Origin of the sequence: Xylanibacter ruminicola (assembly GCF_900142525.1) — a bacterium.
Lineage (GTDB): Bacteria > Bacteroidota > Bacteroidia > Bacteroidales > Bacteroidaceae > Prevotella > Prevotella ruminicola_A.
Genome location: NZ_FRBD01000023.1, coordinates 39,142 through 61,852, shown reverse-complemented (window position 1 = coordinate 61,852; position 22,711 = coordinate 39,142). Strand labels below are relative to the sequence as shown.

The 22,711-nt window shown below is 45.0% G+C and carries 24 protein-coding genes and 1 other RNA gene; 13 read left to right on the top strand and 12 right to left on the bottom strand.

What is annotated here, in order from left to right:
- Positions 1-3 precede the first annotated feature (3 nt).
- Positions 4-75, top strand: coding sequence for a smalltalk protein (locus BUB86_RS18065; protein WP_262503405.1), 72 nt, complete (start codon positions 4-6; stop codon positions 73-75).
- Between the two features lie 65 nt (positions 76-140).
- Here BUB86_RS18065 and BUB86_RS14335 read toward each other — a convergent pair whose 3' ends face one another.
- Entirely contained in the window at positions 141-833 is a 693-nt protein-coding gene (locus BUB86_RS14335) for a tyrosine-protein phosphatase (RefSeq protein ID WP_073210726.1), read from the bottom strand.
- Between the two features lie 35 nt (positions 834-868).
- Positions 869-1,297, bottom strand: coding sequence for a hypothetical protein (locus BUB86_RS14330; protein WP_073210724.1), 429 nt, complete (start codon positions 1,295-1,297; stop codon positions 869-871).
- Between the two features lie 168 nt (positions 1,298-1,465).
- Between BUB86_RS14330 and BUB86_RS14325 the strand changes: the two genes are divergently transcribed.
- From BUB86_RS14325 to BUB86_RS14315, 3 genes are all read left to right on the top strand, one after another.
- Positions 1,466-2,131 carry an HAD family hydrolase gene (locus BUB86_RS14325; RefSeq protein WP_073210722.1) on the top strand — a complete coding sequence of 222 codons (666 nt, stop codon included), beginning with the start codon at positions 1,466-1,468 and terminating at the stop codon, positions 2,129-2,131.
- The gene (locus BUB86_RS14320) at positions 2,128-2,595 is read left to right on the top strand and encodes a PaaI family thioesterase (RefSeq protein ID WP_073210721.1); all 468 of its coding nucleotides are present in this window, start codon (positions 2,128-2,130) and stop codon (positions 2,593-2,595) included. Before BUB86_RS14325 ends, BUB86_RS14320 begins: the two co-directional genes overlap by 4 nt.
- Before the next feature lie 128 nt (positions 2,596-2,723).
- Positions 2,724-3,266, top strand: a complete 543-nt coding sequence (locus BUB86_RS14315; protein WP_073210737.1) for a beta-class carbonic anhydrase — start codon at positions 2,724-2,726, stop codon at positions 3,264-3,266.
- Between the two features lie 2 nt (positions 3,267-3,268).
- Here the strand turns inward: BUB86_RS14315 and BUB86_RS14310 are convergent, their stop codons facing one another.
- The gene (locus BUB86_RS14310; RefSeq protein WP_073210719.1) at positions 3,269-3,607 is read right to left on the bottom strand and encodes a hypothetical protein; all 339 of its coding nucleotides are present in this window, start codon (positions 3,605-3,607) and stop codon (positions 3,269-3,271) included.
- A gap of 154 nt (positions 3,608-3,761) precedes the next feature.
- On the opposite strand from BUB86_RS14310, the gene BUB86_RS14305 reads away from it, so the two are divergent.
- Positions 3,762-4,199 carry a hypothetical protein gene (locus BUB86_RS14305; protein ID WP_073210717.1) on the top strand — a complete coding sequence of 146 codons (438 nt, stop codon included), beginning with the start codon at positions 3,762-3,764 and terminating at the stop codon, positions 4,197-4,199.
- A gap of 29 nt (positions 4,200-4,228) precedes the next feature.
- Positions 4,229-4,465 (top strand): hypothetical protein, encoded by a 237-nt coding sequence (locus tag BUB86_RS14300; protein WP_073210715.1) that lies wholly within the window; start codon positions 4,229-4,231, stop codon positions 4,463-4,465.
- Positions 4,466-4,700: 235 nt separating this feature from the next.
- Here BUB86_RS14300 and BUB86_RS14295 read toward each other — a convergent pair whose 3' ends face one another.
- The 3 genes from BUB86_RS14295 to BUB86_RS14290 form a co-directional block, all read right to left on the bottom strand.
- Positions 4,701-5,615, bottom strand: a complete 915-nt coding sequence (locus BUB86_RS14295; protein ID WP_073210713.1) for a leucine-rich repeat domain-containing protein — start codon at positions 5,613-5,615, stop codon at positions 4,701-4,703.
- A 181-nt stretch (positions 5,616-5,796) separates the two neighbouring features.
- Entirely contained in the window at positions 5,797-5,934 is a 138-nt protein-coding gene (locus tag BUB86_RS17740) for a hypothetical protein (protein ID WP_175549513.1), read from the bottom strand.
- Between the two features lie 189 nt (positions 5,935-6,123).
- Positions 6,124-6,486 carry a hypothetical protein gene (locus tag BUB86_RS14290; protein ID WP_073210711.1) on the bottom strand — a complete coding sequence of 121 codons (363 nt, stop codon included), beginning with the start codon at positions 6,484-6,486 and terminating at the stop codon, positions 6,124-6,126.
- A gap of 274 nt (positions 6,487-6,760) precedes the next feature.
- Here BUB86_RS14290 and pgeF point away from each other — a divergent pair, with 274 nt between their 5' ends.
- From pgeF to thrC, 4 genes are all read left to right on the top strand, one after another.
- Positions 6,761-7,510: a peptidoglycan editing factor PgeF gene (gene pgeF / locus BUB86_RS14285; protein WP_073210710.1), complete on the top strand. Its 750-nt coding sequence runs from the start codon at positions 6,761-6,763 to the stop codon at positions 7,508-7,510.
- A 129-nt stretch (positions 7,511-7,639) separates the two neighbouring features.
- On the top strand, positions 7,640-10,072 hold the full coding sequence (gene thrA, locus BUB86_RS14280; protein WP_073210708.1) for a bifunctional aspartate kinase/homoserine dehydrogenase I: 2,433 nt from the start codon (positions 7,640-7,642) through the stop codon (positions 10,070-10,072).
- A 34-nt stretch (positions 10,073-10,106) separates the two neighbouring features.
- Positions 10,107-11,345 (top strand): cofactor-independent phosphoglycerate mutase, encoded by a 1,239-nt coding sequence (locus BUB86_RS14275; protein ID WP_073210707.1) that lies wholly within the window; start codon positions 10,107-10,109, stop codon positions 11,343-11,345.
- A gap of 70 nt (positions 11,346-11,415) precedes the next feature.
- Entirely contained in the window at positions 11,416-12,720 is a 1,305-nt protein-coding gene (gene thrC / locus BUB86_RS14270) for a threonine synthase (protein ID WP_073210705.1), read from the top strand.
- Between the two features lie 86 nt (positions 12,721-12,806).
- Here thrC and BUB86_RS14265 read toward each other — a convergent pair whose 3' ends face one another.
- Together BUB86_RS14265 and rnpB are read right to left on the bottom strand one after the other, a co-directional pair.
- A complete protein-coding gene (locus BUB86_RS14265) occupies positions 12,807-13,730 on the bottom strand; it encodes a YihY/virulence factor BrkB family protein (protein ID WP_073210703.1) in 924 nt (307 codons plus the stop codon).
- A gap of 11 nt (positions 13,731-13,741) precedes the next feature.
- Positions 13,742-14,123, bottom strand: an RNA gene (rnpB, locus tag BUB86_RS14260) — RNase P RNA component class A.
- A gap of 298 nt (positions 14,124-14,421) precedes the next feature.
- On the opposite strand from rnpB, the gene BUB86_RS14255 reads away from it, so the two are divergent.
- The 3 genes from BUB86_RS14255 to BUB86_RS14245 all read left to right on the top strand — a co-directional run bounded on the left by BUB86_RS14255 (position 14,422) and on the right by BUB86_RS14245 (position 17,311).
- Entirely contained in the window at positions 14,422-15,921 is a 1,500-nt protein-coding gene (locus BUB86_RS14255; RefSeq protein WP_073210735.1) for a Do family serine endopeptidase, read from the top strand.
- A gap of 106 nt (positions 15,922-16,027) precedes the next feature.
- Positions 16,028-16,888 carry an RNA polymerase sigma factor RpoD/SigA gene (locus tag BUB86_RS14250; protein WP_073210701.1) on the top strand — a complete coding sequence of 287 codons (861 nt, stop codon included), beginning with the start codon at positions 16,028-16,030 and terminating at the stop codon, positions 16,886-16,888.
- Entirely contained in the window at positions 16,889-17,311 is a 423-nt protein-coding gene (locus BUB86_RS14245) for a hypothetical protein (RefSeq protein WP_073210699.1), read from the top strand.
- A gap of 40 nt (positions 17,312-17,351) precedes the next feature.
- Here BUB86_RS14245 and BUB86_RS14240 read toward each other — a convergent pair whose 3' ends face one another.
- The 4 genes from BUB86_RS14240 to BUB86_RS14225 form a co-directional block, all read right to left on the bottom strand.
- Positions 17,352-18,665: a pyridoxal phosphate-dependent aminotransferase gene (locus BUB86_RS14240; protein WP_073210697.1), complete on the bottom strand. Its 1,314-nt coding sequence runs from the start codon at positions 18,663-18,665 to the stop codon at positions 17,352-17,354.
- A 24-nt stretch (positions 18,666-18,689) separates the two neighbouring features.
- A complete protein-coding gene (locus BUB86_RS14235) occupies positions 18,690-19,262 on the bottom strand; it encodes an indolepyruvate oxidoreductase subunit beta (RefSeq protein WP_073210695.1) in 573 nt (190 codons plus the stop codon).
- A 36-nt stretch (positions 19,263-19,298) separates the two neighbouring features.
- On the bottom strand, positions 19,299-20,903 hold the full coding sequence (locus BUB86_RS14230; RefSeq protein ID WP_073210693.1) for a thiamine pyrophosphate-dependent enzyme: 1,605 nt from the start codon (positions 20,901-20,903) through the stop codon (positions 19,299-19,301).
- Between the two features lie 158 nt (positions 20,904-21,061).
- Positions 21,062-22,708 carry an OmpP1/FadL family transporter gene (locus BUB86_RS14225; protein ID WP_073210691.1) on the bottom strand — a complete coding sequence of 549 codons (1,647 nt, stop codon included), beginning with the start codon at positions 22,706-22,708 and terminating at the stop codon, positions 21,062-21,064.
- Between the last annotated feature and the right edge of the window lie 3 nt (positions 22,709-22,711).

The following is a 22,711-nucleotide window of genomic DNA, read 5'->3' as shown; positions in this document are numbered from 1 at the left end:
CTTATTGCCTCGATAGCATCGGCTATTTTGACGGCATTGGGAGCAACATCTTGTATGAGCTACGGGCTGGTTTAGAAACAGCCTGAAAACAAAAAAGAAAGTGCAGTAGGTTTTTAAATTACTGCACTTTTTTATGTAAGTCAATCATAATTTGCCATTGCTATTTCTATAAGCTCCCTATCGGCCATAAAACATTTATAGGCGGTTTTAACTAAATCCCAGTTTCTCGTCAGCAGCCATACACCCAGGCATTTCTTTATCGTGGGCCAGAAGGCATTACGATTTGTACGCATAAAATCCTTGATAATTTCCTCATCGCTCACGCCATAAGATTTTAGCAACACCATGCTAGCTATGCCTGTACGATCCTTTCCTGCCGTACAATGACAGAGGGTGCAAATACCATTTTCAGCATTCTGCCGCATTACTGCTACCGCCTTGTCGAGATTAGTACGAGAGTACTCATCGGTAACAATCTCTTTGTATAGTGCCTTGAAATCGGGCACCATTTCTTTAAGTTTCTCAGGGTGCTTACGCAGATTGCGGATAATGGTCATAGCGTCAGAACCTGTTTCGTGTGTAATGCCAACCGCAGCATCTTTCAGAAGTGGGAATTGCAGATACTCCACACCCTCGGGCAATGGGTCGGGAAATTCAGCTGATTCTATTGGCGTACGCAGGTCGATAACGCACTTGACGCCATACTTACGGCAAAATGCTGCGCATTCTTCCTCCGTAAAGATGCTCAGTTTGCCGCTACGCAGAAGCAATCCTTTGGGAATGCCTATGCTATAGCCGAAATCCCTAAGATTTAGTTCACGCAGTTTACTCATTTGTTTATAAAACCCTTTCGCTTTCAGCCATTGAATCAGCTGGGTGCTCCATGTTTCTGTGGTTGTTTCGCCAGTTTGAGGCATGAGCTCGTACGGGCCTTTGCCATCGCCATACATGTGTAGCTCGGCGTTTGCGCCAGCATTTTTACATCCTTGGGCATCTGTCCGTAGCCTTTATTAAGATGATAACGCAGACCTATGGCAGCAATACCACGTTCGTTCAGGAACTGAGCCATCTTTACCACGTCGCTATCCCACGACAACCAACGCATAGCACCGCCTGGGCAGAGCACTACGGCACAACCATTTGCAACATCCTGACGAGGCAGATAAACCTCAATCATCGGTTTATCATTTTCTGACATATCTGCACTACCCGTTGGCAGGAAATACTGTTTTTGCGCCATAGCCATCATCGGCACTAGCAGAACAGTGATTGCAGTTATAATACTACCTTTCTTCATAAACTATCCTAAAATTGGGGACAAATATAATGATAATTGTCGGGAAATCGCTATTTTTGCAATAAAAAATTGCGAAAACAGACAGCACCTCAGCATAAAGCGAGCTTTCTGCTTTCGGTTTGCACTGTTTTTGCCGATAGAATTAAGTGAATTTAGAATTTTAGATATATGCCAAACAAAATAAAACTGATAATATTCGACTTTGACGGTACACTGGGCGATACACGACGAAACATCGTAACCACCATGCAGATGACTATAGCAGAGCATCAGCTGCCGTATCGCAATGAAGATGAGTGTGCTTCTGTAATTGGTCTGCCATTGGCAGGTTGCTTCAAAACCTTATTCCCTAATATTCAGGAAGAGCTGATAACTCGTTGTTCAGAAACTTACAGACGCATATTCAATGAGAACCTCAAGAAGATACAGCCACAGGCGTTTCCTGGAGTAGTTGACACATTAGCCGCATTGCATCAGAAAGGAATAGTGCTCACCATCGCTTCTTCTCGCTCTCGCAATTCTCTAACAGAGTTGACTCACAACATGGGGATAGCTGATTACATATCGCTACTGCTTGGTGCTGATGATGTAAAGGAGGCAAAGCCCAAGCCTGAGCCAGTACTGAAAACGCTGGCAGCGATGCACTTTGATGCCAGCGAAACACTTGTTGTGGGTGATATGGCGGTAGATATCATGATGGGAGCCAATGCTGGGGCTAAGACATGTGGCGTGACTTGGGGAAATGGAACAGAGGAAGAACTAAAAGAAGCAAGACCCGAATTCATTATTGACAGAATCGAGGATCTTCTAAAAATTGTAAATTATAGAATATGAAGAAGATTATTAATCCTTGGCGCAACCATCCTGAGTACAACTGCTTTGGCTGTTGTCCTGACAATCCCATCGGACTTCATTTGGAGTTCTATGAGGATGGCGACTATATTGTAAGTAAATGGAATCCCCAGCACAATTATCAAGGCTGGGTAAACACTATGCACGGCGGCATTCTGAGTACATTGATTGATGAAGTGTGCGGATGGGTGGTCACCCGCAAACTGCAGACCAGCGGCTATACCGTCCAGCTGAATGTGAAGTTCAAGAAAGCCATTCCGACTACTGAACCAGAGCTGACCATTCGGGCAAAAGTATCGAAGCAAGTACGCAATCTGGTATATATCAATGCGGAGATAACTAATTCGAAGGGCGAACTCTGCAACGAAGGCGAGGCTATCTATTTCCTGATGAATCAGGAGAAGGCCAAGGAAATGGGATTCCTGCACTGTGAGGTAGAAGAGTAATCAGGCCCGACTTATTCGATTGTTCTTCCAACCTGTGCTTATCTTCCTGGCTCTGTGGACAACAGGCGGATGGAAGTACTGGAAGCTTTGGATGAAAGGGAAATTTAAGGAATAAAAATATAATGCTTATGATTGACCAGATTATTGCTTACAACAAAACTTTTGTTGAACAGAAAGGCTACGAGAAGTATCTAACCAGCAAGTATCCAGATAAGAAACTGGCGGTATTGTCATGTATGGACACCCGCTTGACAGAGCTTCTTCCAGCAGCTTTGGGATTGAAGAATGGAGATGCCAAAATCATCAAGAATGCAGGAGGTTTAGTTATTTCTGCGTTTGATTCTGCCATGCGTAGCCTGATTGTGGCTATTTATGAACTTGGTGTCGAGGAAATCATGGTGGTGGCTCACTCGCATTGTGGTGCCTGCCACATGAGTTATGACCACTTCCATCATGAGATGATAGCCCGTGGCGTTACTGATGCAACACTCGATACTATCCGCAAGTGCGGCATCGACTTAAATCACTGGCTTGAAGGATTCAAAGATACGCCCGAGTCAGTCCGTAAGACAGTTGAAACCATCAGAACTCATCCACTTGTCCCCAAAGATATTATGGTTCGTGGCTTCATTATCGATTCAGAGACAGGAGCCTTAGAAGAAATAAAATAGAATTATCGGATAATCTTGGCTTTTTGCAGATTATCGAAATCATCCCAAAAGGCGGACTCTTCATCTTCGGAGAAGCCGCCTTTTGACATTTCCTGCAGGATAGCGTCCAAGAGCTGGACCTTTGAGATGTTCAGCTCAGGTGCGACTTCAATTACATATGTGAGAATGTCGCCCAGGGAACCAACGTGGGCGTTGGTAATTACGAGCTGGCCATCCTGCTCTTTTACCTGAATACGTTGGATATAGCCGTATTCGGGCTTTGTGGTACGTAGCTTCTGGTATAGCGGATTGTCGCTATACTGCTCGGAGTCTACGGAGTTTATGAGGTCGCGTAATGTCATTATTCTTTCTTTTGGGGGTGCAAAGGTACGAAATAAAATTCTAAAAATTACTGAATATTTGGCAAAAAACTTCTCTGTCTGCTCTATTTTTACTATCTTTGCCCAGGTATAATACTAATGATTTGTTTTGTGACGCTTTTTTAATTTGTTATTTATGAGAAAAATTATATTCCTAACAATTGCTTCATTATTATCGATAATGAGTTGTAGTAAAAATGACTCTGATATGAATGATAATCCTGGTAATAATGTTGAATACTATGTAAAATACCATTGGCTCACCAATGGTATTATAAATGGACATGCACATTTTTGTATTTACGACATTAAGTATGTTTCTTCGATATCATCTACCAATAGACCTATAACAAATACTATTAATTATTCCTATCCATCTACGAAGAAGCATCAAATTGAAGATGAGGTAATTTGTGGACCATTTAAAAAATCTGATAAGGTTTCGATAGAAATATTTAATGAGAAGAGTGATTTTTCAAGATTATTAGAAATTTATGTTTCTAAAAATAATTCTCCTTTTGCTTTGAAATGCAGTACCGATGCGAATAAGCTTGATTATGTAATTAACGATTAGAATTCCAATTATTTAGATGTTAGTTAAGTATGGTTGACGTCGATACTGCCAACATGTGTTCACACTTGCAGAAGAAGCTATTCGAAGAGGATGGCATGTATCATCAGCTTTGGTTGGCGATGCAAAATGATCCAGAAATTACTGCAGTAGTTCGTTCTCGCCAGCTACATGTTTACCGCAATGGAAAGAAGATTTTGGTGCTGGCGGGAAAGGCTGCACCAAAAGTAATAAGGGAAGATAGACTATGTGCTCAGATTATCTTCTGAACACCTTTTTTTCTTCATTTTTCTCATCGAATTGAGAAAAAATATCATTAGTGTCCCGTTAAAATGGGACACTAATGTACCTAAATAAGAACCAATAGATTCTTGCTTAGGCAAGCGTCTCCTTTCTTGCGTCCCTTCAAAGAATTGCCCTGTTTATAAGTACCAAAGTTCATCTGATGAAATTAGTTCTTAATGGACTCTCCAATTCTGGGTGGCCTCATAGCAATCTTGGGGGTTAATCGTCGCTGCCGGGGTAGTCTACCCACTTGTATTCGTCGTCATCCCATTGCATCGGGTTCCAGCCCTTGGCCTTGAGTGCGGCAACCTGACTCTTAGTGCAAACATTCTCCTCCGTAAATTTAGTATAACTGGTATCGATAACATTGAATTTGTATAAAGTAGAAGTGGTGTTCTGTGGCAGACCGCCTATCAGGTCGTCCATATTCTGTCCACTTATCTTGTTGGGACCGCATTGTAGCATTTCTAATGCCGTGCACTTAGAGACGTCGAGCGATGTGATTCCATTTCCGGCGCAATACAGAATTTTCAGAGCTACATTATTTGAAAGGTCGATCGAAGTAATGTTATTGAACTCAAAATCCAGTTCCTCTAATGCTGTATTCTTCGTAAGGTCGAGCGAAGTCAATTCATTTTCATAACAAAGCAGTCCTCGTAATGCTGTATTTTTTGAAACGTTGAGTTCGGTTAGATTATTATAACAACAATCCAGACTATCGAGCAATGCGTTGTTAGACACATTGAGCGATGTAAGATTATTGTCACAGCAATCTAGAAATGTTAATGCAGTATTCTTCGAGAGGTCGAGTTCGGTTAGTTCGCAATCCTCACAATCCAGTCTTTTCAAAGCAGTGAAATACTCAATACCTTTCAGACTTTCGATAAAGCTATAAGATACATCTATTTGGGTTATGTTCTTGATTTCTGCTTCGGTCAGTACACAATCTTCTCCATAGTCTTGACCAAGAAGGAAACTACGGAAGCCGGGATCAGGAAAGTTCTTCCCGTTGATAATAATTCCATCTGCTATAGGCGAGACGGGATTGTCGTCAACATCGTTACATGCAGTAAACACCGTTGTAGTTATTATGCAGCACGCCAGGGCTGCGAGAGTTTTTAGGTTCTTTTTCATATTAAGTAAGATTTAGAATGTTTTCTAATAATTGTAATTTTAGGAATGTAATGTTTCTAATAATTCACGTACTTTGTCGACCCTTTCCTGGGCTATACCTGATTCCAACATCGGCTCGAACATATTAGTATTCATATCTTCGATCGATGAATACTTATACTGTACAGCAATCTTCTTCATATTAAATAAAAACAGTCTTATCATCTGAAGAGCCTTCACCTTGATTTGTTTCACCACGATGACTACCGCCACCATTCACTTCACTTAGCTGCTCGTCCTGGAGCTGCTCTTCATTCTTTTTGTTTTTGTTTTCTTTCATATTTATAAATTTTAAATTGTTTGATTAATCTGGGTGCAAATATAAGCAATAATTCAGAATGGGCAATGCAAAAATACCTGTTTTGCTAAATTGGCACAACATTTTTGTGAAATTGACACAAACTAAAAACAAAAATCCCCTGCCTGATGAGTCAAGCAGGGGATAAAACAACCAATAAAACTAACGTATTTATTTGTTCAAACCACGGTTATTGATGGTAGTGTTGAGCAAAACTAGATACTTGCGCATCTGATCATCATTGAGTACATAACGCATCCACTTTACATCATTCTCGATGGCACGCTTAACCATTGAGGTGCGGTCGTTGTCGCCATACTGTGCAGCGAAATTCATCTCGGCTGCAAATGTGTTCTGGATGTTCTCTACAACCTCCTTCTGGTCGTTGGCCAGATTCAAAGCACGTGAGAGCTTATCCATATTGATATTCATGTCATAAGCCTCTACATTGCTTACTACGGTTGCGGTCTCGCCTTCTGCAAATGCAGTTGTCATACTCAGCATTGCTACCAGTGTCAAAATCATCTTTTTCATCTTTTTACCCTTTCTTTTCTTTACTCGGACAACCCTTATGGTCGACCTACTTTAAACTTTAAAACGTTATCCTTTATGTCTTTTGACGATGCGAAGGTACGGCGATTTTTTGACCCAAACAAGACTTTTTGAAGAATTGTGTACGAACACAACTCTTTTATTGATACACATCAAACCAATTGACGCATATCAACCTTCATAACCCAAACGTTTAAAATATAGAAAAAACGCCGATTAAATGCGCTTTTACAAATAAAAACAATACCTTTGCAGTATGGTACAATATAACATAGACGAAAAAGTATATGCATTTTCTACCCCACGTGCGTGCGAAGATGCAACCAAGCCCTACGACGGGTTTAACATTACAGACTATACAGGCGACAACCCCGAGAAAGTATCTTTATGCCGAGCAATACTAAGTGACTTGTTGCTGGACATCCCGAAAGAACGCCTGATACTGCCCCTACAAGTACATGGCACAGAGATAGCCGAGGTAACCGAAGAAAACCTGGGCGATAAATTTGATGGTATCGACGCCCTGATGACTACTCTGCCAGAAACATGTATCGGCGTATCGACAGCCGACTGCGTGCCTATACTTATCTATGATACACGCGCGTGCGCGATAGCAGCAGTACACGCTGGCTGGCGAGGAACGGTGGCCCGCATAGGTTGCAAAACGATTGAGGCGATGGCTGAGCGATACGGAACGAAAGCCGAATACCTGAAGATAGTGATTGGTCCGAGTATAGGCCCCGACTCGTTCGAGGTAGGCGATGAAGTGTATGATGCCTTCAGCGAAGCCAATTTCGATATGGAGAAGATTTCGTTTAAACGAAACGGCAAGTGGCATATCGACCTGTGGCAGGCTAATGCACTCCAGTTGGAGCAGGCTGGTGTGCCCCACGAGAACATCGAGATAACTGGCATCTGCACCTATCAACAATACGAAAGATTCTTCTCTGCACGCCGTCTTGGTATCAAAAGTGGAAGAATTTATACGGGAATTATGATAAAATGAAAGTAAATAGCCAAAAAACCTTTCAGATATTTGGCCGTTTGCACAAAAACACTTACCTTTGCAGCGCCGGTGGATGAAGCCCTGCTTGTTTAGGGGTACCGCCTTAGGCAAGATAAATTGCATAGGAATATGAAAGTATTGAAATTCGGCGGAACGTCCGTAGGTTCCGTAAAAAGCATTCTTAGCTTGAAAAAAATCGTTGAGGCAGAGGCTCGGACGCAACCTGTCGTAGTAGTAGTAAGTGCGCTGGGCGGTATCACAGACAAACTGATATCAACCTCACAGTTAGCCCTGAAGGGTGATGATAAGTGGCGCGAGGAATTCGACGCAATGGTGACACGACATCACCAGATGATAGACACCATCATCACCGATGATAAAAAGCGCGTAGACTTATTTAATAAGGTGGATCAGCTGTTCGACCAGTTGAAGAGCATTTATTATGGCGTATTTCTGATTCACGACCTCTCAAAGAAAACAGAAGATACAATAGTAAGTTACGGTGAGCGACTGAGTTCGAACATCGTAGCTACGATGATAAAAGGCGGCAAACGCATGAACAGCCGCGACTTTATACGCACGGAGAAGAAGAACGGCAAGCACCGTCTGGCTGCCGACCTGACCAACCAGCTGGTTCGCGAGGCTTTCAAGGAGATGCCCGATGTAGCAGTGGTGCCGGGATTCATCAGTCGCGATAAAGATACCGGCGAAACAACAAACCTGGGACGTGGCGGTAGCGACTATACAGCAGCCATCATAGCTGCAGCGCTGGATGCCGAGGTGCTGGAAATTTGGACCGATGTTGACGGATTTATGACTGCCGATCCACGTGTGATCAAGACGGCCTACACCATCAACGAGCTGAGTTACATCGAGGCGATGGAGCTGTGTAACTTCGGCGCCAAGGTCATCTACCCCCCTACCATCTATCCCGTATGTGTAAAGAATATCCCCATCAAGGTAAAGAATACATTCAACCCCGAACACCCAGGCACGCTGATTAAGAATCATATTGAGAACGACCAGAAGCCTATTAAGGGTATATCGAGCATTAAAGGCACCACACTGATTACCGTTACCGGACTCTCGATGGTGGGTGTGATTGGTGTGAACCGCCGCATCTTCACCACGCTGGCCAACAAGGGTATCAGCGTATTCATGGTGTCGCAGGCTTCGTCAGAGAACTCTACATCTATCGGTGTGCGCGATGAAGACGCCAACGATGCTGTTGAGGTGCTGAACGACGAGTTTTCCAAGGAGATTAAAGAAGGCGCGATGTTCCCCATGCACGCTGAGAGTGGACTAGCCACTATAGCCATCGTAGGCGAGAACATGAAGCACACACCTGGTATTGCCGGTAAGTTGTTTGGCACTCTGGGCCGCAGCGGTATCTCAGTGATTGCTTGCGCCCAAGGTGCATCAGAGACCAACATCTCGTTCGTTGTCGACGGTAAGTTCCTGCGTAAGTCGCTCAACGTGCTGCACGACTCATTCTTCCTGTCGGAATACAAAGTGCTCAACCTGTTTATCTGCGGTGTTGGAACCGTTGGAGGCAAGCTGATAGAGCAGATTCGCAGTCAGTACGAGACGCTGATGCAGCGTAACGGACTGAAACTGAATGTGGTTGGTATCGCTTCGTCGAAAGCCGGCGTATTCGACCGCGATGGTATCGACCTTGATAATTATCGCGAACTGCTGAAAGCACCTGAGGCTCAGGGCAAGAACCTGCGCGACGAGGTACTGGGAATGAATATATTCAACTCGGTGTTTGTTGACTGTACAGCCAGCAAGGATATCGCGTCGCTATATCAGACATTCCTGGAGCATAACATCAGCGTAATTGCTGCCAACAAAATTGCTGCATCGAGCGATTACGATAACTACATGAAGCTGAAGAAGACAGCCCGCAACCGCGGTGTGTGGTTCCGCTACGAGACAAACGTGGGTGCCGGACTGCCTATTATCGGTACGATTAACGACCTGCGCAACTCGGGCGATAAGATTCTGAAGATTGAGGCTGTGCTGAGTGGCACGCTGAACTTCATCTTCAACGAGATTGCTGCCGATGTTCCATTCAGCGAGACGGTGCGCCGAGCTAAGGAGCAGGGCTACAGCGAGCCTGATCCACGTATAGACCTGAGCGGAACCGATGTGGTTCGTAAACTGGTGATCCTGACCCGCGAGGCAGGCTATCAGGTAGAGCAAGCCGACGTAGAGAAGCATCTGTTTGTGCCCAACCAATACTTTGAGGGTAGCGTAGACGACTTCTGGAAGAAGTTGCCCGAGCTGGATGCCGACTTTGAGGCCCGCCGCCAGAAGCTGGAAGCTGAAGGAAAGCGTTGGCGCTTTGTGGCTACGATGGAAGACGGCAAGACGAATGTGGCGCTGAAGGAGGTCGACATCAACCATCCATTCTACCGTTTGGAAGGCTCAAACAATATCGTACTGCTTACCACCGAGCGCTACAAGGAATACCCCATGCTGATACAGGGTTACGGTGCTGGAGCCTCAGTAACCGCTGCAGGAGTGTTTGCAAACATAATGAGTATCGCGAATATTTAAGGCCTACGGATTATACGGATTTTACGGATTGATTATGAAACACATTATTATACTGGGCGATGGAATGGCTGACCTGCCTGTTGAGAGATTGGGCGGAAAGACGTTGCTGCAATACGCCAATAAACCCATGATGGACCAGCTGGCTCGCGAAGGACGTTGCGGGCGACTGATTACTGTGCCTGAGGGATTTCCTCCAGGCAGCGAGGTAGCCAACACCGCCATTCTGGGATACGACCTGAATAAGGTTTACGAGGGTCGCGGACCGCTTGAAGCCGCCTCAATAGGCTATGAGATGGCCGACGATGATTTAGCGATACGATGCAACATCATCACTCTGGAAGACGGAAAGATTATCACCCACAACGGCGGAAATCTGGAGACAGAAGATGCCGACGTGCTGATAAAATATCTGAACGAGACGTTGGCTAAGCCCATCAACGAGCGTGAGGGCTGCGAACGTGTAAAATTCATTACCGGCATTCAGTATCGCCACTTGTTGGTAATAAAAGGCGGCAATAAGCACATCATCTGTGCCCCACCCCACGACCATCCAAACGAAGAGTGGCGCGAATTGCTGGTGAAGCCCGAGATTCCTGAAGCACAAGCAACAGCCGACTTGCTCAATGAACTCATCTTGAAATCGCAAGAGCTGCTGGCTAAGCATCCATTCAACATAGAGCGCGCTAAGCGCGGCGAGCGCCAGGCTAACAGCATCTGGCCCTGGAGCGGCGGCTATCGCCCATCGATGGAAACCTTGATGCAACAGTATCCTGACATCAAATCGGGCACCGTTATCTCGGCTGTAGACCTGATTCGTGGTATCGGTCACTATGCAGGACTGAAGATAGTTGAGGTAGAAGGCGCCACAGGACTGGCTAACACCAACTACGAAGGCAAAGCCCAGGCTGCCATAGAGGCACTTGAGAACGATGACTTTGTGTTTGTACACGTTGAAGCCAGCGACGAAGCCGGACACGACGGTGACCTGGAACTGAAGCTGAAAACGATTGAGTATCTGGACCAGCGCCTTATTACTCCTATCTACAATAAGGTGATGCAGATGAACGAGCCTGTAGCAATAGCTGTTCTGCCCGACCATCTTACACCAGTAGAGATGCGTATTCACGTAGGTCAGCCCGTACCTTTCTTGTTCTGGTACAAAGGCATCGTTGCAGACGAGGTAGAACGATACGATGAAGTAAGTTGTGCATCAGGCTCTTACGGTCTGTTAAAGCTCAACGAATTTATGCAAGAGTTTATGAGGTTATCATAATTATCCGCTCGGCTCTGCCGCTTTTACAAAGGCGACAGCCGACTAAAAGAATTGTCAATTATCAATTAATATGAAATATTATAGCACTAACGGCAAGGCTCCCATTGCCGACCTGCACAAAGCAGTAGTTAAGGGATTGGCAGAAGATCGCGGACTCTATATGCCCGAACGTATCAACAAACTGCCACAAGAGTTTTTTGATAACATCGAGAAGATGAGCTTCCAGGAGATAGCTTACACAGTAGCCAGCGCTTTCTTCGGAGAGGATGTTGAACCTGAAGCTCTGCACGATATAGTTTACGACACACTGCAGTTCGACTGTCCTGTAGTAAATGTAAAGGATGACATCTACACGCTGGAGCTATTTCATGGCCCTACCCTCGCCTTTAAGGATGTAGGCGCCCGTTTTATGGCTCGTCTGCTGCAGTACTTTATCAAACAGGAGAACAACCACAAGGAGGTGAACGTACTGGTTGCCACAAGCGGCGATACCGGTTCGGCTGTGGCAAACGGATTCCTTGGAGTTGATGGCATCCACGTATACGTGCTCTATCCTAAGGGAAAGGTTTCGCCTATTCAGGAATGTCAGTTCACCACGCTAGGCAAGAACATCACCGCTATCGAAGTTGATGGTGTGTTCGACGATTGTCAGGCTTTGGTAAAGAACGCCTTTATGGATGCAGAACTGAACGAGCACATGAAGCTGACATCGGCCAACTCTATCAACGTGGCCCGTTTCCTGCCTCAGGCATTCTACTACTTTAACGCCTACGCCCGCATGAAAGAACAAGGCAAGGCTGACAATCTGGTAATGTGCGTACCTTCAGGAAACTTCGGCAACATCTGTGCTGCATTGTTTGGTCACCAGATGGGACTGCCCATCAAGCGCTTTATCGCTGCCAACAACGCTAACGATATATTCTACAACTATCTGCAGACAGGCAAGTACGAGCCAAAACCATCGAAGCAGACTTTGGCAAACGCTATGGACGTAGGCGATCCATCGAACTTCGCACGTATTTACGACCTATATGGCAAGAGTCACGCAAAGATTACATCGCTCATCAGCGGTGCAACCTATAGCGACGAGCAGATTAAGGAAACGATGCGTGAGTGCTATAAGGCATCAGGCTATATCCTGGATCCTCACGGTGCATGCGGCTATCAGGCCTTAGTAGATGGCTTGCAGCCTGGCGAAGTTGGCGTATTCTGCGAGACAGCCCACCCTGCAAAATTCAAGGAGAAGGTTGACGAGATTCTGGGTATCGACGTAGAGATACCAGAGCGCCTTGCAAACTTCATGAAGGGTACCAAGCAGAGCGTAGAAATGAGCAAAGACTTTGCGGATTTCAAGGCTTACTTACTAAAGCAATAATAAATCCGTAAAATCCGTATCGCTCGGCTTTGCCGCTTTTACCAAGGCGGTACGCCGACTAAAAGAATCCGTAGGTTATACAAAAATTATAGACTATCGAGGCGGTCGGAGTAGAGTTCTCTAGCCGCTTCGTTTGTTTCATCATCAGTCATATCAACCAGAGGGTGCATATTGATATCGTCGAGATTAATACCAAAACGGTTCATGTTCTGATTAGTAAAAGTAAGCTGTGCTCCAAACAAACAGATGGTCCACGATATCTGCAACCACAACATAAAAAGTGGAAGTGCAGCAAACGAACCATAGATGGCGTTATAGCCCGTAACCCAAATCTGCGAGTGGATATAGAACAACTGTAACAACTGCATAGCGATACCAGCAAGTATTCCTGGCACAATAGCGCTCTTTAGCTTGACATCGGTATTTGGCATATAAACATACAGCCAGATAAACAGCAATGAAAGCAGCAGATAAGGCGAGAAATCGAGCAACAGACGCATAGCTGGCCCCAACAGCATAATACCACTCATCTTATTGGCAATAGTTGCCATAAAGATAGAAAGACCCATCGACACTACAATGATGATAGGCACAATAAAGAACATAGCCATATAATTGGTAAGCGAGCGGATGATGGGGCGAGCATTACTAACCTGCCAAATCTCGTTGAAAGTCTCTTCAATATTGTTAACCAGCATCAGCACCGTATAGAGCATGAACAGCAAACCCACACCCAGAAAGATTCCACTCTGGGTATGAATAAGATAGCTGTTTACAAAGCCTGCCAATATATCGGCCACCTGAGGTTGAGAAGAAAGAGCATCGCGAAACCATATCTCGATATACTTATTATAACCGAATCCGCGGGCTATAGCAAAGATAACTGCCAGAATAGGCACCATAGCCAGCAGCGACGAATAAGTAAGCGCCGAAGCCTGAGACATCACTCGCTTTGTGGTAAAAAAGCGAATGGTAAGAAACAGAGTGCGATATATCTCTTTAAACTTCATATTTCAAAAAAGAAAGCACTGCACCTATAAGCCGGGTTCTGTACCACACAAGTGTGGCGTTTGTCATTTATCTAGTCCATAAGTCACCTCATGGCTCAAGCGTTCTACCCTCCACCGTATTACTCGGACGGGCAATCCTCAGACGATGGTATACATGAACTTGCAGCCTCCAGTCGACACAGCCCAACGATCACCCGCTGGCTGGTGGTCTCTTACACCACCTTCTCACCCTTACCCCTTCGATGACCGAAGTCAAAGCGGGGCGGTTATTTTCTTCTGCCGGCACCTACTGTCACCAATAGCTTCTACTTTCAGAAGTGGAGCGCCCTATGCTGCCCGGACTTTCCTCTCGCGCGATCTTTCAGAAGCGCCAGCGACAAACCGTTGCAGTGCGTTTTCTGCGTGCAAAGATACCAATAAATTTCATAAAATAAGAATAACAACAGCAAAAATAGAGATATAATTAAATATATACAACTAAAATTATAACAAAAACTTAAAATTGTCAGTAATTTAAGATTTCAAGTGTTAATCGCAAATGCGCGTTAAGCATTTAGGTACAATTGTTAAATTGGGACAAAAGTTAACGACAATTTGTCAGTATTTCAAATAATGCACTTATTTTTGCACCATGAAAACGTGAAAGGGAACTTTAGTGTAGAATTTAAAACTTAAAAAAATGAATGAGAATATGAAAAAAATCGTAAATGTAGCAACTCCTGCCGTATGCGCAGTTGCTTTGATTCTTTCAGTAGCAGCAATCAGCAAAACTAACGCAGCTACTGCACCCGCTCCTATTGTGACATCAACAACAGCTGCTCCTGCCGGACAGCCAGTAGACCTTACCTATGCTGCAGAGAAAGCTCTGCCATCGGTAGTTTACATTAAGTCTGTACAGAACTCAAAAATACAGACAGTAGAATATAGCGACCCATTCGAGGAGTTTTTCTCTAATCCATTCGGAGGTTTCTTCGGTCAGGGACAAGGTCAGGGAAACAACGGACGCCGTCAGCGTCAGGTTCAGACTCCCAAGCGTGCTGCAGCCGGTTCGGGTGTTATCATCTCAGCTGATGGTTACATCGTTACCAACAACCATGTTGTTGACGGTGCCGACGAGCTTACGGTTAGTCTTAATGAAGGTTCAAAAGAGTTCTCGGCTCGCGTTATAGGTGCCGATAAGACTACCGACCTGGCACTGATTAAGATAGACGGCAAGAATCTGCCTGCTATCCAGATTGCCAACAGCGACGATGTAAAGGTGGGCGAATGGGTGCTCGCTGTGGGTAACCCTCTGGGACTCAACAACACCGTTACTGCAGGTATCATCTCGGCTAAGGCTCGTACACTTGGCGCAAATGGTGTAGAGAGTTTCATTCAGACCGATGCAGCCATCAATCAGGGTAACTCAGGTGGTGCGCTCGTTAATGTCCGCGGCGAGTTGGTTGGTATCAACGCTATGCTTGCCTCACCTACAGGTTCTAATATCGGTTACGGATTCGCTATTCCTACAGCTATTATGAATAAGGTTGTTGACGACCTGAAGCAGTATGGTAACGTACAGCGCGCCATGATTGGTATTCAGGGTAACGACGTGAAGAGTTACGTTGACAATCAGAAAGATAACGGCAAGGAGATTGACCTGGGCACTATGGAGGGAATCTACGTAGCAAAGGTTGTTGAAGACGGTGCTGCCGAGGCTGCAGGCCTGAAAGAAGGTGATGTCATTACCACTATCGACGGTAAGAAGGTTACAAGCTTTGGCGAGCTTCAGGGCATACTGGCTAAGAAACGTCCAGGCGACAAGATCACTATCAGCTATTTGCGCGACAAGAAGAGCCGCAACGCAACACTCACTCTGAAGAACGAACAGGGCAACACCAAGGTGGTTAAGAATGCCGATACAGATGTGCTGGGAGCCGACTTCCGTCCTATCACCGATGCACAGAAAAAGCAGCTGGAGATTAACTACGGTCTTGAGGTGGTGAAGGTTAACGGCGGCAAGATGAAGGATGCCGGAGTTCCTAAGGGATTCATCATCCAGCGCATTAACGACGAGCCTATGAAGACCTTCGACGATCTGCAGAATGCAGTGAAGGAAGCTAATAATTCTAAGGATCAGATGCTGGTTATCCGCGGTATCTTCCCAACAGGTAAAAAGGGTGGATTTGTGGTATATCTGCAGAACGAATAAGCAAAAATCAAGAAAATAAGGCCACGAATATCAAAATTCGTGGCTTTTTTTTGGTTGTTTCAGGAAAAAGCCTTACTTTTGCCCGCGGCTAAAAAATATTACCACGATGAGACAACTAAAGATCACTAAATCTATAACCAACCGAGAGAGTGCTGCTCTTGAGAAGTATCTGCAGGAAATCAGCAAGGAAACAATGATCTCGGCTGAAGAAGAAGTTGAACTGGCACAGCGCATCAAAAAGGGCGACCAGAAAGCGCTTGAACGTCTGACGAAGGCTAATCTTCGTTTCGTGGTTTCTGTGGCTAAACAATATCAGAATCAGGGACTGTCGCTACCCGATCTGATTAACGAGGGTAACCTGGGACTGCTGAAAGCAGCAGAGCGTTTCGACGAGACACGTGGATTCAAGTTTATCTCGTATGCTGTATGGTGGATTAGGCAGAGTATTCTGCAGGCCATCTCAGAACAGAGCCGTATCGTACGCCTGCCTCTTAATCAGGTAGGATCGGTCAACAAGATAAATCGAGAGATAAATCGCTTTGAGCAACTTAACGAGCGCCGTCCATCGGTTGATGAGATTGCCGAGAAGGTAGATCTGCCTCAGGATAAGATAGACGAGGCAATGAACATCAACGGACACCAGATAAGTGTTGATGCCCCGTTTGTGGAGGGCGAAGACAACAGTCTGCTCGACGTAATGGCAAATACTGATGCTCCGATGGCCGACAACTCGCTGGTTGAAGAGTCGCTTAGATCTGAGATACAGACAGCGCTGAATGCTCTGAACGAGCGCGAGCGCAATGTGGTTGAGGCATCATACGGTATAAACCAGCCAGAACTTACGCTCGAAGAGATTGGTTCTAAGTTTGGACTAACACGCGAACGCGTACGACAAATAAAAGAAAAGGCTATCCGAAAATTAAGGAATAGTAAGACGAATAAATTTTTAAAGACATATTTAGGATAAATGAAATTATTTAAACACCTCACTCTCGCCATCTCGCTGATGGCATTCGGCAGTAACAATGTGTCGGCTCAAGATGTAAAAGTTCCCCATGCGTATATGTTCGGATTTGTAGCTTCGTTTAATGATTCTACAGTATATTTCACTAACATACAGGAAATTGACAGCGTTTGGGTTACCAAAAAGAAAAAGATGCTTTCTGGTAGAAATCAATACTCATACCAGCTACGCGATTTCTTTGCCCAGCAGCGCCAGATGCCTAACCGCACTTGCGTGGTAATAGCAAATGTAGACCGCAAGAAGCTCGAAAAGAAATATATCAAAATGAAGAATAAATATCTTGTAAAGAGCAAGAAACCATACGATGTCAGGAACTTAGCTGAAACAGACTTTAAGTTTACCGCTGTCGATATGAGTAATGACTAACAAATAATAAGCCCCTCGCAATTGCGAAGGGCATTATTTATTATCTGGGATTATTGATTTCGAATATCTTCATTCGTTCTTCCAGCATATCGTACTGGTGGTCTTCAATAAATGATGTACATACTCGCAATCCCTCCTGTTCGGATCCGCAGGTTATCAGACAGATAGCAGAAACACCATAATACATCAGCTCGTGAGCCAATTGGCCTGACGTCATACCCGGATAACCTATTGTAAAATAGAATCCGTCGGCTATCGGTTCATCGAGGTCCTTATCGTAAACCACATAGAAGTTATGGCGGCAGAATATCTCCTTCAACTTCTTGGCACGCTCACCATAAATACTAATCTCCTTACGGAAATCATACTTACCCTCGTAAGCAGCCTTCAGCATTGCAGCCATCGCAAACTGAGCACTATGACTGGTACCTGAACTTAAGGCATAAAGCATACGTGTTGAGAAAACAGGACCAAAAGGCAAACCCTGATAACGCTCCGACAAATCGTTGAAATGACGGTGGAACAATTTATTGCTGATGCAGGTTACGCCGATTCGCTCGCCAGCATAACTGAAAGCTTTTGAACCACTAATCAGCAACATGTAGTTATCGGTATAGCGAGCCACAGTGGCTTGATAAGGAGCCTGAAACGGTGTAGACAGGTCTTTACGGAAATCCATTGCGAAATAAGCCAGATCTTCCATCACTACCACATCGTACTTTGTGGCCAGATCGCCAATAACCTTTAATTCTTCCTCACGAAGACAGATCCATGATGGGTTATTGGGGTTAGAGTAAACGATTGCACAGATGTTACCTTCGTTGAGATAACTCTCAAGCTTAGCCTGGAGCTTATCACCACGATAATCGTAAACATCAAATGTCTTATACTTAACGCCCATCACCTGCAGCTGCATTTTTTGCACGGGGAAACCTGGATCTATAAAGAGTACAGTATCCTTTTTCTTATCACATTGCGAACAAGTAAGGAAGCTAGCGAATGTTCCTTGCATAGAACCGCTTACAGGTACACACCCTTCGGGCTTGATATCGATGCCGATGAAGGCCTTCACAAACTGCGATGCTGCCTCTTTAAGGGCTGGTGTTCCCTGAATATCAGGATAGCTATGGGCGATACCGTCCTGCAAAGCTTTAATCTGGGCATCAACACCTACCTGTGCGGCGGGCAGACCAGGAATACCCATCTCCATTTTGATGAACTCTACCCCACTGGCTTTCTCGGCTTTAGCAGCTACCTGCTTTACCTCGCGGATTGTAGCCTTTGCAAAATCCTCGATTCCCAACTCAGCTACAAGTCCGTCTACTATTTCTCTCTTAATTGGAGTCTCTACCATTGGACAATTTGAATATTTAGAATTTTACTTCTGAGCTGCACGGCCAATGGCTAATGCTTTGATGTTTGCATCTACAATAGCATCGCCTTTACGGGCAAAAACACGACGGATAGCATCCTCAAGTTTATCGTACTCAATACCTAATGCCTTCTGAGCAGCACCTAGAAGGATAACATTAGCACTACGTGGCACACCATTATCTTTAGCTGCCTGCTCAATATCGAGAACAATCACATTCTTTACATTCTCTAAATCCTTCTTAATCGTCTCAATATCAGGATAGTTAGGAATGTTTACGAAAGGAGCGCTCGAAGTAATAATCCACCCATCCTTAGCCAAGAATGGCAAATATCGCAGGGCCTCCATTGGCTCCATCGAGATGATAACATCTGCACCACCTAGAGGAATCAAATCGCTATTGATGGGATTGCTCGATATTCGCAGATTACTCTGAACATCGCCACCACGCTGACTCATTCCGTGTACCTCGGCCTGTTTGATATAGAGGTTCTCCTTCATGGCAGCCTCGCCAATGATGGTAGCAATTGAAAGGATTCCCTGACCTCCTACTCCACAAAGTATTATATCTGTCTTCATTGTTTTATTTCAGTATTTGACCATTTCACTATTTCACTATTTAGCCGCAGCCTTTTTCTGCTTCAGGTGGCGCTGCAAAGTCTGCATACACTCACGACGCGGGATGATAACACTTACTCCGTGATAGTTAATCTCCTCGCGAATGGTTGCAGTTATCTCTGGCATATTCTTTGGTATAGGATTTACCACCTTCAGGTGATCCTCCGAAAGTCCTAGACCCTTACAGATAGCCTCGAACTTGTTAGTACCAGCCGAATCCTGTCCGCCAGTCATAGCAGTTGTCAGGTTATCGCTGATGATAACAGTGATGTCGGCATTCTCGTTGATAGCATCAAGCAGACCTGTCATACCGCTGTGGGTAAAGGTTGAGTCGCCGATAATAGCAACAGCAGGCCACTGACCAGCGTCGCTGGCACCCTTAGCCATCGTGATAGAAGCACCCATATCAACACAGCTGTGGATAGCTTTGTATGGAGGAAGGAATCCTAGTGTATAGCAACCGATATCACCAAAAACACGTGCATTTGGATACTCCTTCAGCACCTCGTTCAGAGCGGTATAAACATCACGGTGTCCACAACCCTGACAGAGTGCGGGTGGACGTGGAGTTACATCCTCACATGGAGCATAGCTCTCGCTGCTCTCAATACCTAAGGCTTTCTTCAAGAAGTCAGGATTCAGCTCGCCTGTACGAGGCAGTTCGCCTGTCAGTCTTCCCTTAATAACAGCATTACCAGGCATCACACCACGAACCTGATCCTCGATAAATGGCTGCCCCTCCTCGGCTATCAGCACCTGCTCGCAATCGTCAGTCATGCGACGGATGAGTTTCTTGGGGATAGGATACTGAGAAATCTTAAGTACAGGGAACAGACAACCCTCAGGATAGCACTCCATCAGATAGTTATAGGCTATACCGCTGGCAATAACACCAAGCTTATGATCGGTACCATCGATATACTTATTATATTTGCTATCTACGGCCATCTGCTCTAACAAGGGCTGCTGACCTGTTACTACCACATTACGCTTGCGTGCAAAAGCAGGCAATAGTACCCAGTTAGAAGCCTGAGCATTGTAGTTAAGCTCGTTTTGGGGACGAGACTCTTCCTTCACATCTACTACGGCACGACTATGGGCCATACGTGTTGTAACACGCATTAGTATAGGCAAATGTAGCTGCTCGCTCAGATCGAAAGCTTCCTGCATCATATCGTAGGCTTCCTGCTGACTGCTGGGCTCTAGTGTAGGAATCATGGCGAACTTAGCATAGAAACGCGAATCCTGCTCGTCCTGCGATGAATGCATTGATGGGTCGTCGGCCACCAACACCACTACTCCACCATTAGTACCCGTCATAGCCGAGTTAACGAATGGGTCGGCACAAACGTTCAGTCCCACATGTTTCATACACACCAGTGCCCTCTTGCCCATATACGACATACCTAATGCAGCCTCCATAGCCGTCTTCTCGTTAGTACTCCAACGGCGATGAATGTTGCGCTCCTTGGCAATAGGTGACTCCTGGATATACTCCGTAATCTCCGTTGATGGAGTGCCGGGATAGGCATATACACCACTCAAGCCTGCATCGATAGCGCCTTGAGCAATAGCCTCATCTCCCAATAAAAGCTTTTTCATTTTACTATTTTACTATTTTACAATTTTACGATTTTCAGTGATGCGATATTTTACTATCTTCGGCAAAGGTACTACTATTTTCGCAAACAGCCAAAAAAATACGGCTTAATTTGCATAAGCCGTATTTTTATTCAATCACTTTTCAATTTTGATAGTTATCAGAAGGTGTATCCCAGTGTCAACAATGCCTGATTACGCTTATTAGTAACTTTTGCAATACCTGTATTAATACCTGATTCATACTGCTGGAAAGGATGGAAATCACCATCAGTCTTGCTCAACTGGTAGGCCAGATCGATGTTCATCTTACCAACCTTGAAACCTACACCACAGGTCAGGCGCTGAGTATCCTTCCAATTCACATAGTCGGTTGTCGAAGCATACATGGTACCTGGGCTGTCAACAGTCATATCGCGCACACCTTCAGTCTTGTAACCGCTGGTCAAGTAGTTATAACCCAATCGCAGAGCAACTTCTGGTACAGGCTTATACTCCAGGCCTGCTTTGAATGTAGAAACACCCTTCAGCGACTTCTCGGTGTTATACTTCATTTGAACATCTTTTGATGTCTGAGCATTGTCATAATAGTCGTAACCGTCGATTATGCGATTCTGACTAGCACTATAGTCCGTATATTCGAATCCTGCACCGAGTGCCAGCTGTGTGCCTACTGTTGTACCCAGACTCAAACCGAACTTCCAAGGTGTGTGGAATGAAAATTCGTATTCTTGAGCGCTAGAACAATCATCATATGCTCCAATCGGCTTGTTATTGTAGTCAAATGCATTATTCAACAATTGTGACGAATTGCTCGTTGTAAGCTGATACCATGTTGGAGTATGTACATATGCACCTATTCTGAATGGCGACTCCTCTAATGGGCGAACAATGAATCCAAGTTTTATGTCAACACCATTACCTTTTATCTTGCGCTCGTCGCCAATAGCTACAGAACCTGCACTTACTTCTTTACCCTGTTGATCATGCATCACTAACGATTCGGCATACTCAGAATAGCCCTTATAACGAACATCTTTCACGCCAACAGTCAGACCCCAGAAGAAACGGTCATTGTAGTTCCCGCTCAGGTTGAAGTCGAAATCGGCTATCCAGCCTCTGTGTGCTCTGTCAAATGAATATCTGTTTGCATCAAGATAATCAATACTCCAATCCAGGAACTTACCCTGACCATCAAAAATCTCTGTAAGCATAAGAGAATTGGCATTCATATAGTCGGCCTCATTGAAGCAGTACGAACGATAAGGATTGCTTACTTTGTTAGGATCTCCATCCCACCCCATAATATATTTATCCTTATTATAATCAAGAGTGTAACCACCATTATATTCTGTTCCCCTCAGACCTTTCACATAAGTCAGGCCGTTCTGCGAACAACCACTCAAAGAGTTTGCTGCCGAAAGGATCTGGTCGAAGTTCTTACTCTTATGGTAGTTGAATCCAACGTTTACAAACGATGTAGGGCTGACTTTAGCAGAGTAAACAAATCCTATCTGATCAAAACTCATATTGGTCTTACTCAGTCCGTCAAACTCCTTTGCATCTGCCTGCGACACAAAACCAAAACTCGTACTAACATTGGAGTGACGGAAAAGGCCTATACCAGCCGGGTTTGTACTCATGGTGGAAATATCAGCACCCAGTGCTTCCATTGCTCCTCCCATACCCACATATCGGGCTGTTCCATTCAAATCGCTGCCCAATAGACGGGCGCTTTCATATGTATCCTGTGCAGCTGCCGGCAATACTAATGCCAAGGCCATAGCTGCAATAATAATCTTCTTCATAAT

Bases quoted from the DNA above. Each gene is read 5' to 3' on its own strand.
- BUB86_RS14335 (WP_073210726.1), bottom strand. From the start codon at position 833: ATGAGTAAACTGCGTGAACTAAATCTTAGGGATTTCGGCTATAGCATA.
- BUB86_RS14330 (WP_073210724.1), bottom strand. From the start codon at position 1,297: ATGAAGAAAGGTAGTATTATAACTGCAATCACTGTTCTGCTAGTGCCG.
- BUB86_RS14325 (WP_073210722.1), top strand. From the start codon at position 1,466: ATGCCAAACAAAATAAAACTGATAATATTCGACTTTGACGGTACACTG.
- BUB86_RS14320 (WP_073210721.1), top strand. From the start codon at position 2,128: ATGAAGAAGATTATTAATCCTTGGCGCAACCATCCTGAGTACAACTGC.
- BUB86_RS14315 (WP_073210737.1), top strand. From the start codon at position 2,724: ATGATTGACCAGATTATTGCTTACAACAAAACTTTTGTTGAACAGAAA.
- BUB86_RS14310 (WP_073210719.1), bottom strand. From the start codon at position 3,607: ATGACATTACGCGACCTCATAAACTCCGTAGACTCCGAGCAGTATAGC.
- BUB86_RS14305 (WP_073210717.1), top strand. From the start codon at position 3,762: ATGAGAAAAATTATATTCCTAACAATTGCTTCATTATTATCGATAATG.
- BUB86_RS14300 (WP_073210715.1), top strand. From the start codon at position 4,229: ATGGTTGACGTCGATACTGCCAACATGTGTTCACACTTGCAGAAGAAG.
- BUB86_RS14295 (WP_073210713.1), bottom strand. From the start codon at position 5,615: ATGAAAAAGAACCTAAAAACTCTCGCAGCCCTGGCGTGCTGCATAATA.
- BUB86_RS17740 (WP_175549513.1), bottom strand. From the start codon at position 5,934: ATGAAAGAAAACAAAAACAAAAAGAATGAAGAGCAGCTCCAGGACGAG.
- BUB86_RS14290 (WP_073210711.1), bottom strand. From the start codon at position 6,486: ATGAAAAAGATGATTTTGACACTGGTAGCAATGCTGAGTATGACAACT.
- pgeF (WP_073210710.1), top strand. From the start codon at position 6,761: ATGGTACAATATAACATAGACGAAAAAGTATATGCATTTTCTACCCCA.
- thrA (WP_073210708.1), top strand. From the start codon at position 7,640: ATGAAAGTATTGAAATTCGGCGGAACGTCCGTAGGTTCCGTAAAAAGC.
- BUB86_RS14275 (WP_073210707.1), top strand. From the start codon at position 10,107: ATGAAACACATTATTATACTGGGCGATGGAATGGCTGACCTGCCTGTT.
- thrC (WP_073210705.1), top strand. From the start codon at position 11,416: ATGAAATATTATAGCACTAACGGCAAGGCTCCCATTGCCGACCTGCAC.
- BUB86_RS14265 (WP_073210703.1), bottom strand. From the start codon at position 13,730: ATGAAGTTTAAAGAGATATATCGCACTCTGTTTCTTACCATTCGCTTT.
- BUB86_RS14255 (WP_073210735.1), top strand. From the start codon at position 14,422: ATGAAAAAAATCGTAAATGTAGCAACTCCTGCCGTATGCGCAGTTGCT.
- BUB86_RS14250 (WP_073210701.1), top strand. From the start codon at position 16,028: ATGAGACAACTAAAGATCACTAAATCTATAACCAACCGAGAGAGTGCT.
- BUB86_RS14245 (WP_073210699.1), top strand. From the start codon at position 16,889: ATGAAATTATTTAAACACCTCACTCTCGCCATCTCGCTGATGGCATTC.
- BUB86_RS14240 (WP_073210697.1), bottom strand. From the start codon at position 18,665: ATGGTAGAGACTCCAATTAAGAGAGAAATAGTAGACGGACTTGTAGCT.
- BUB86_RS14235 (WP_073210695.1), bottom strand. From the start codon at position 19,262: ATGAAGACAGATATAATACTTTGTGGAGTAGGAGGTCAGGGAATCCTT.
- BUB86_RS14230 (WP_073210693.1), bottom strand. From the start codon at position 20,903: ATGAAAAAGCTTTTATTGGGAGATGAGGCTATTGCTCAAGGCGCTATC.
- BUB86_RS14225 (WP_073210691.1), bottom strand. From the start codon at position 22,708: ATGAAGAAGATTATTATTGCAGCTATGGCCTTGGCATTAGTATTGCCG.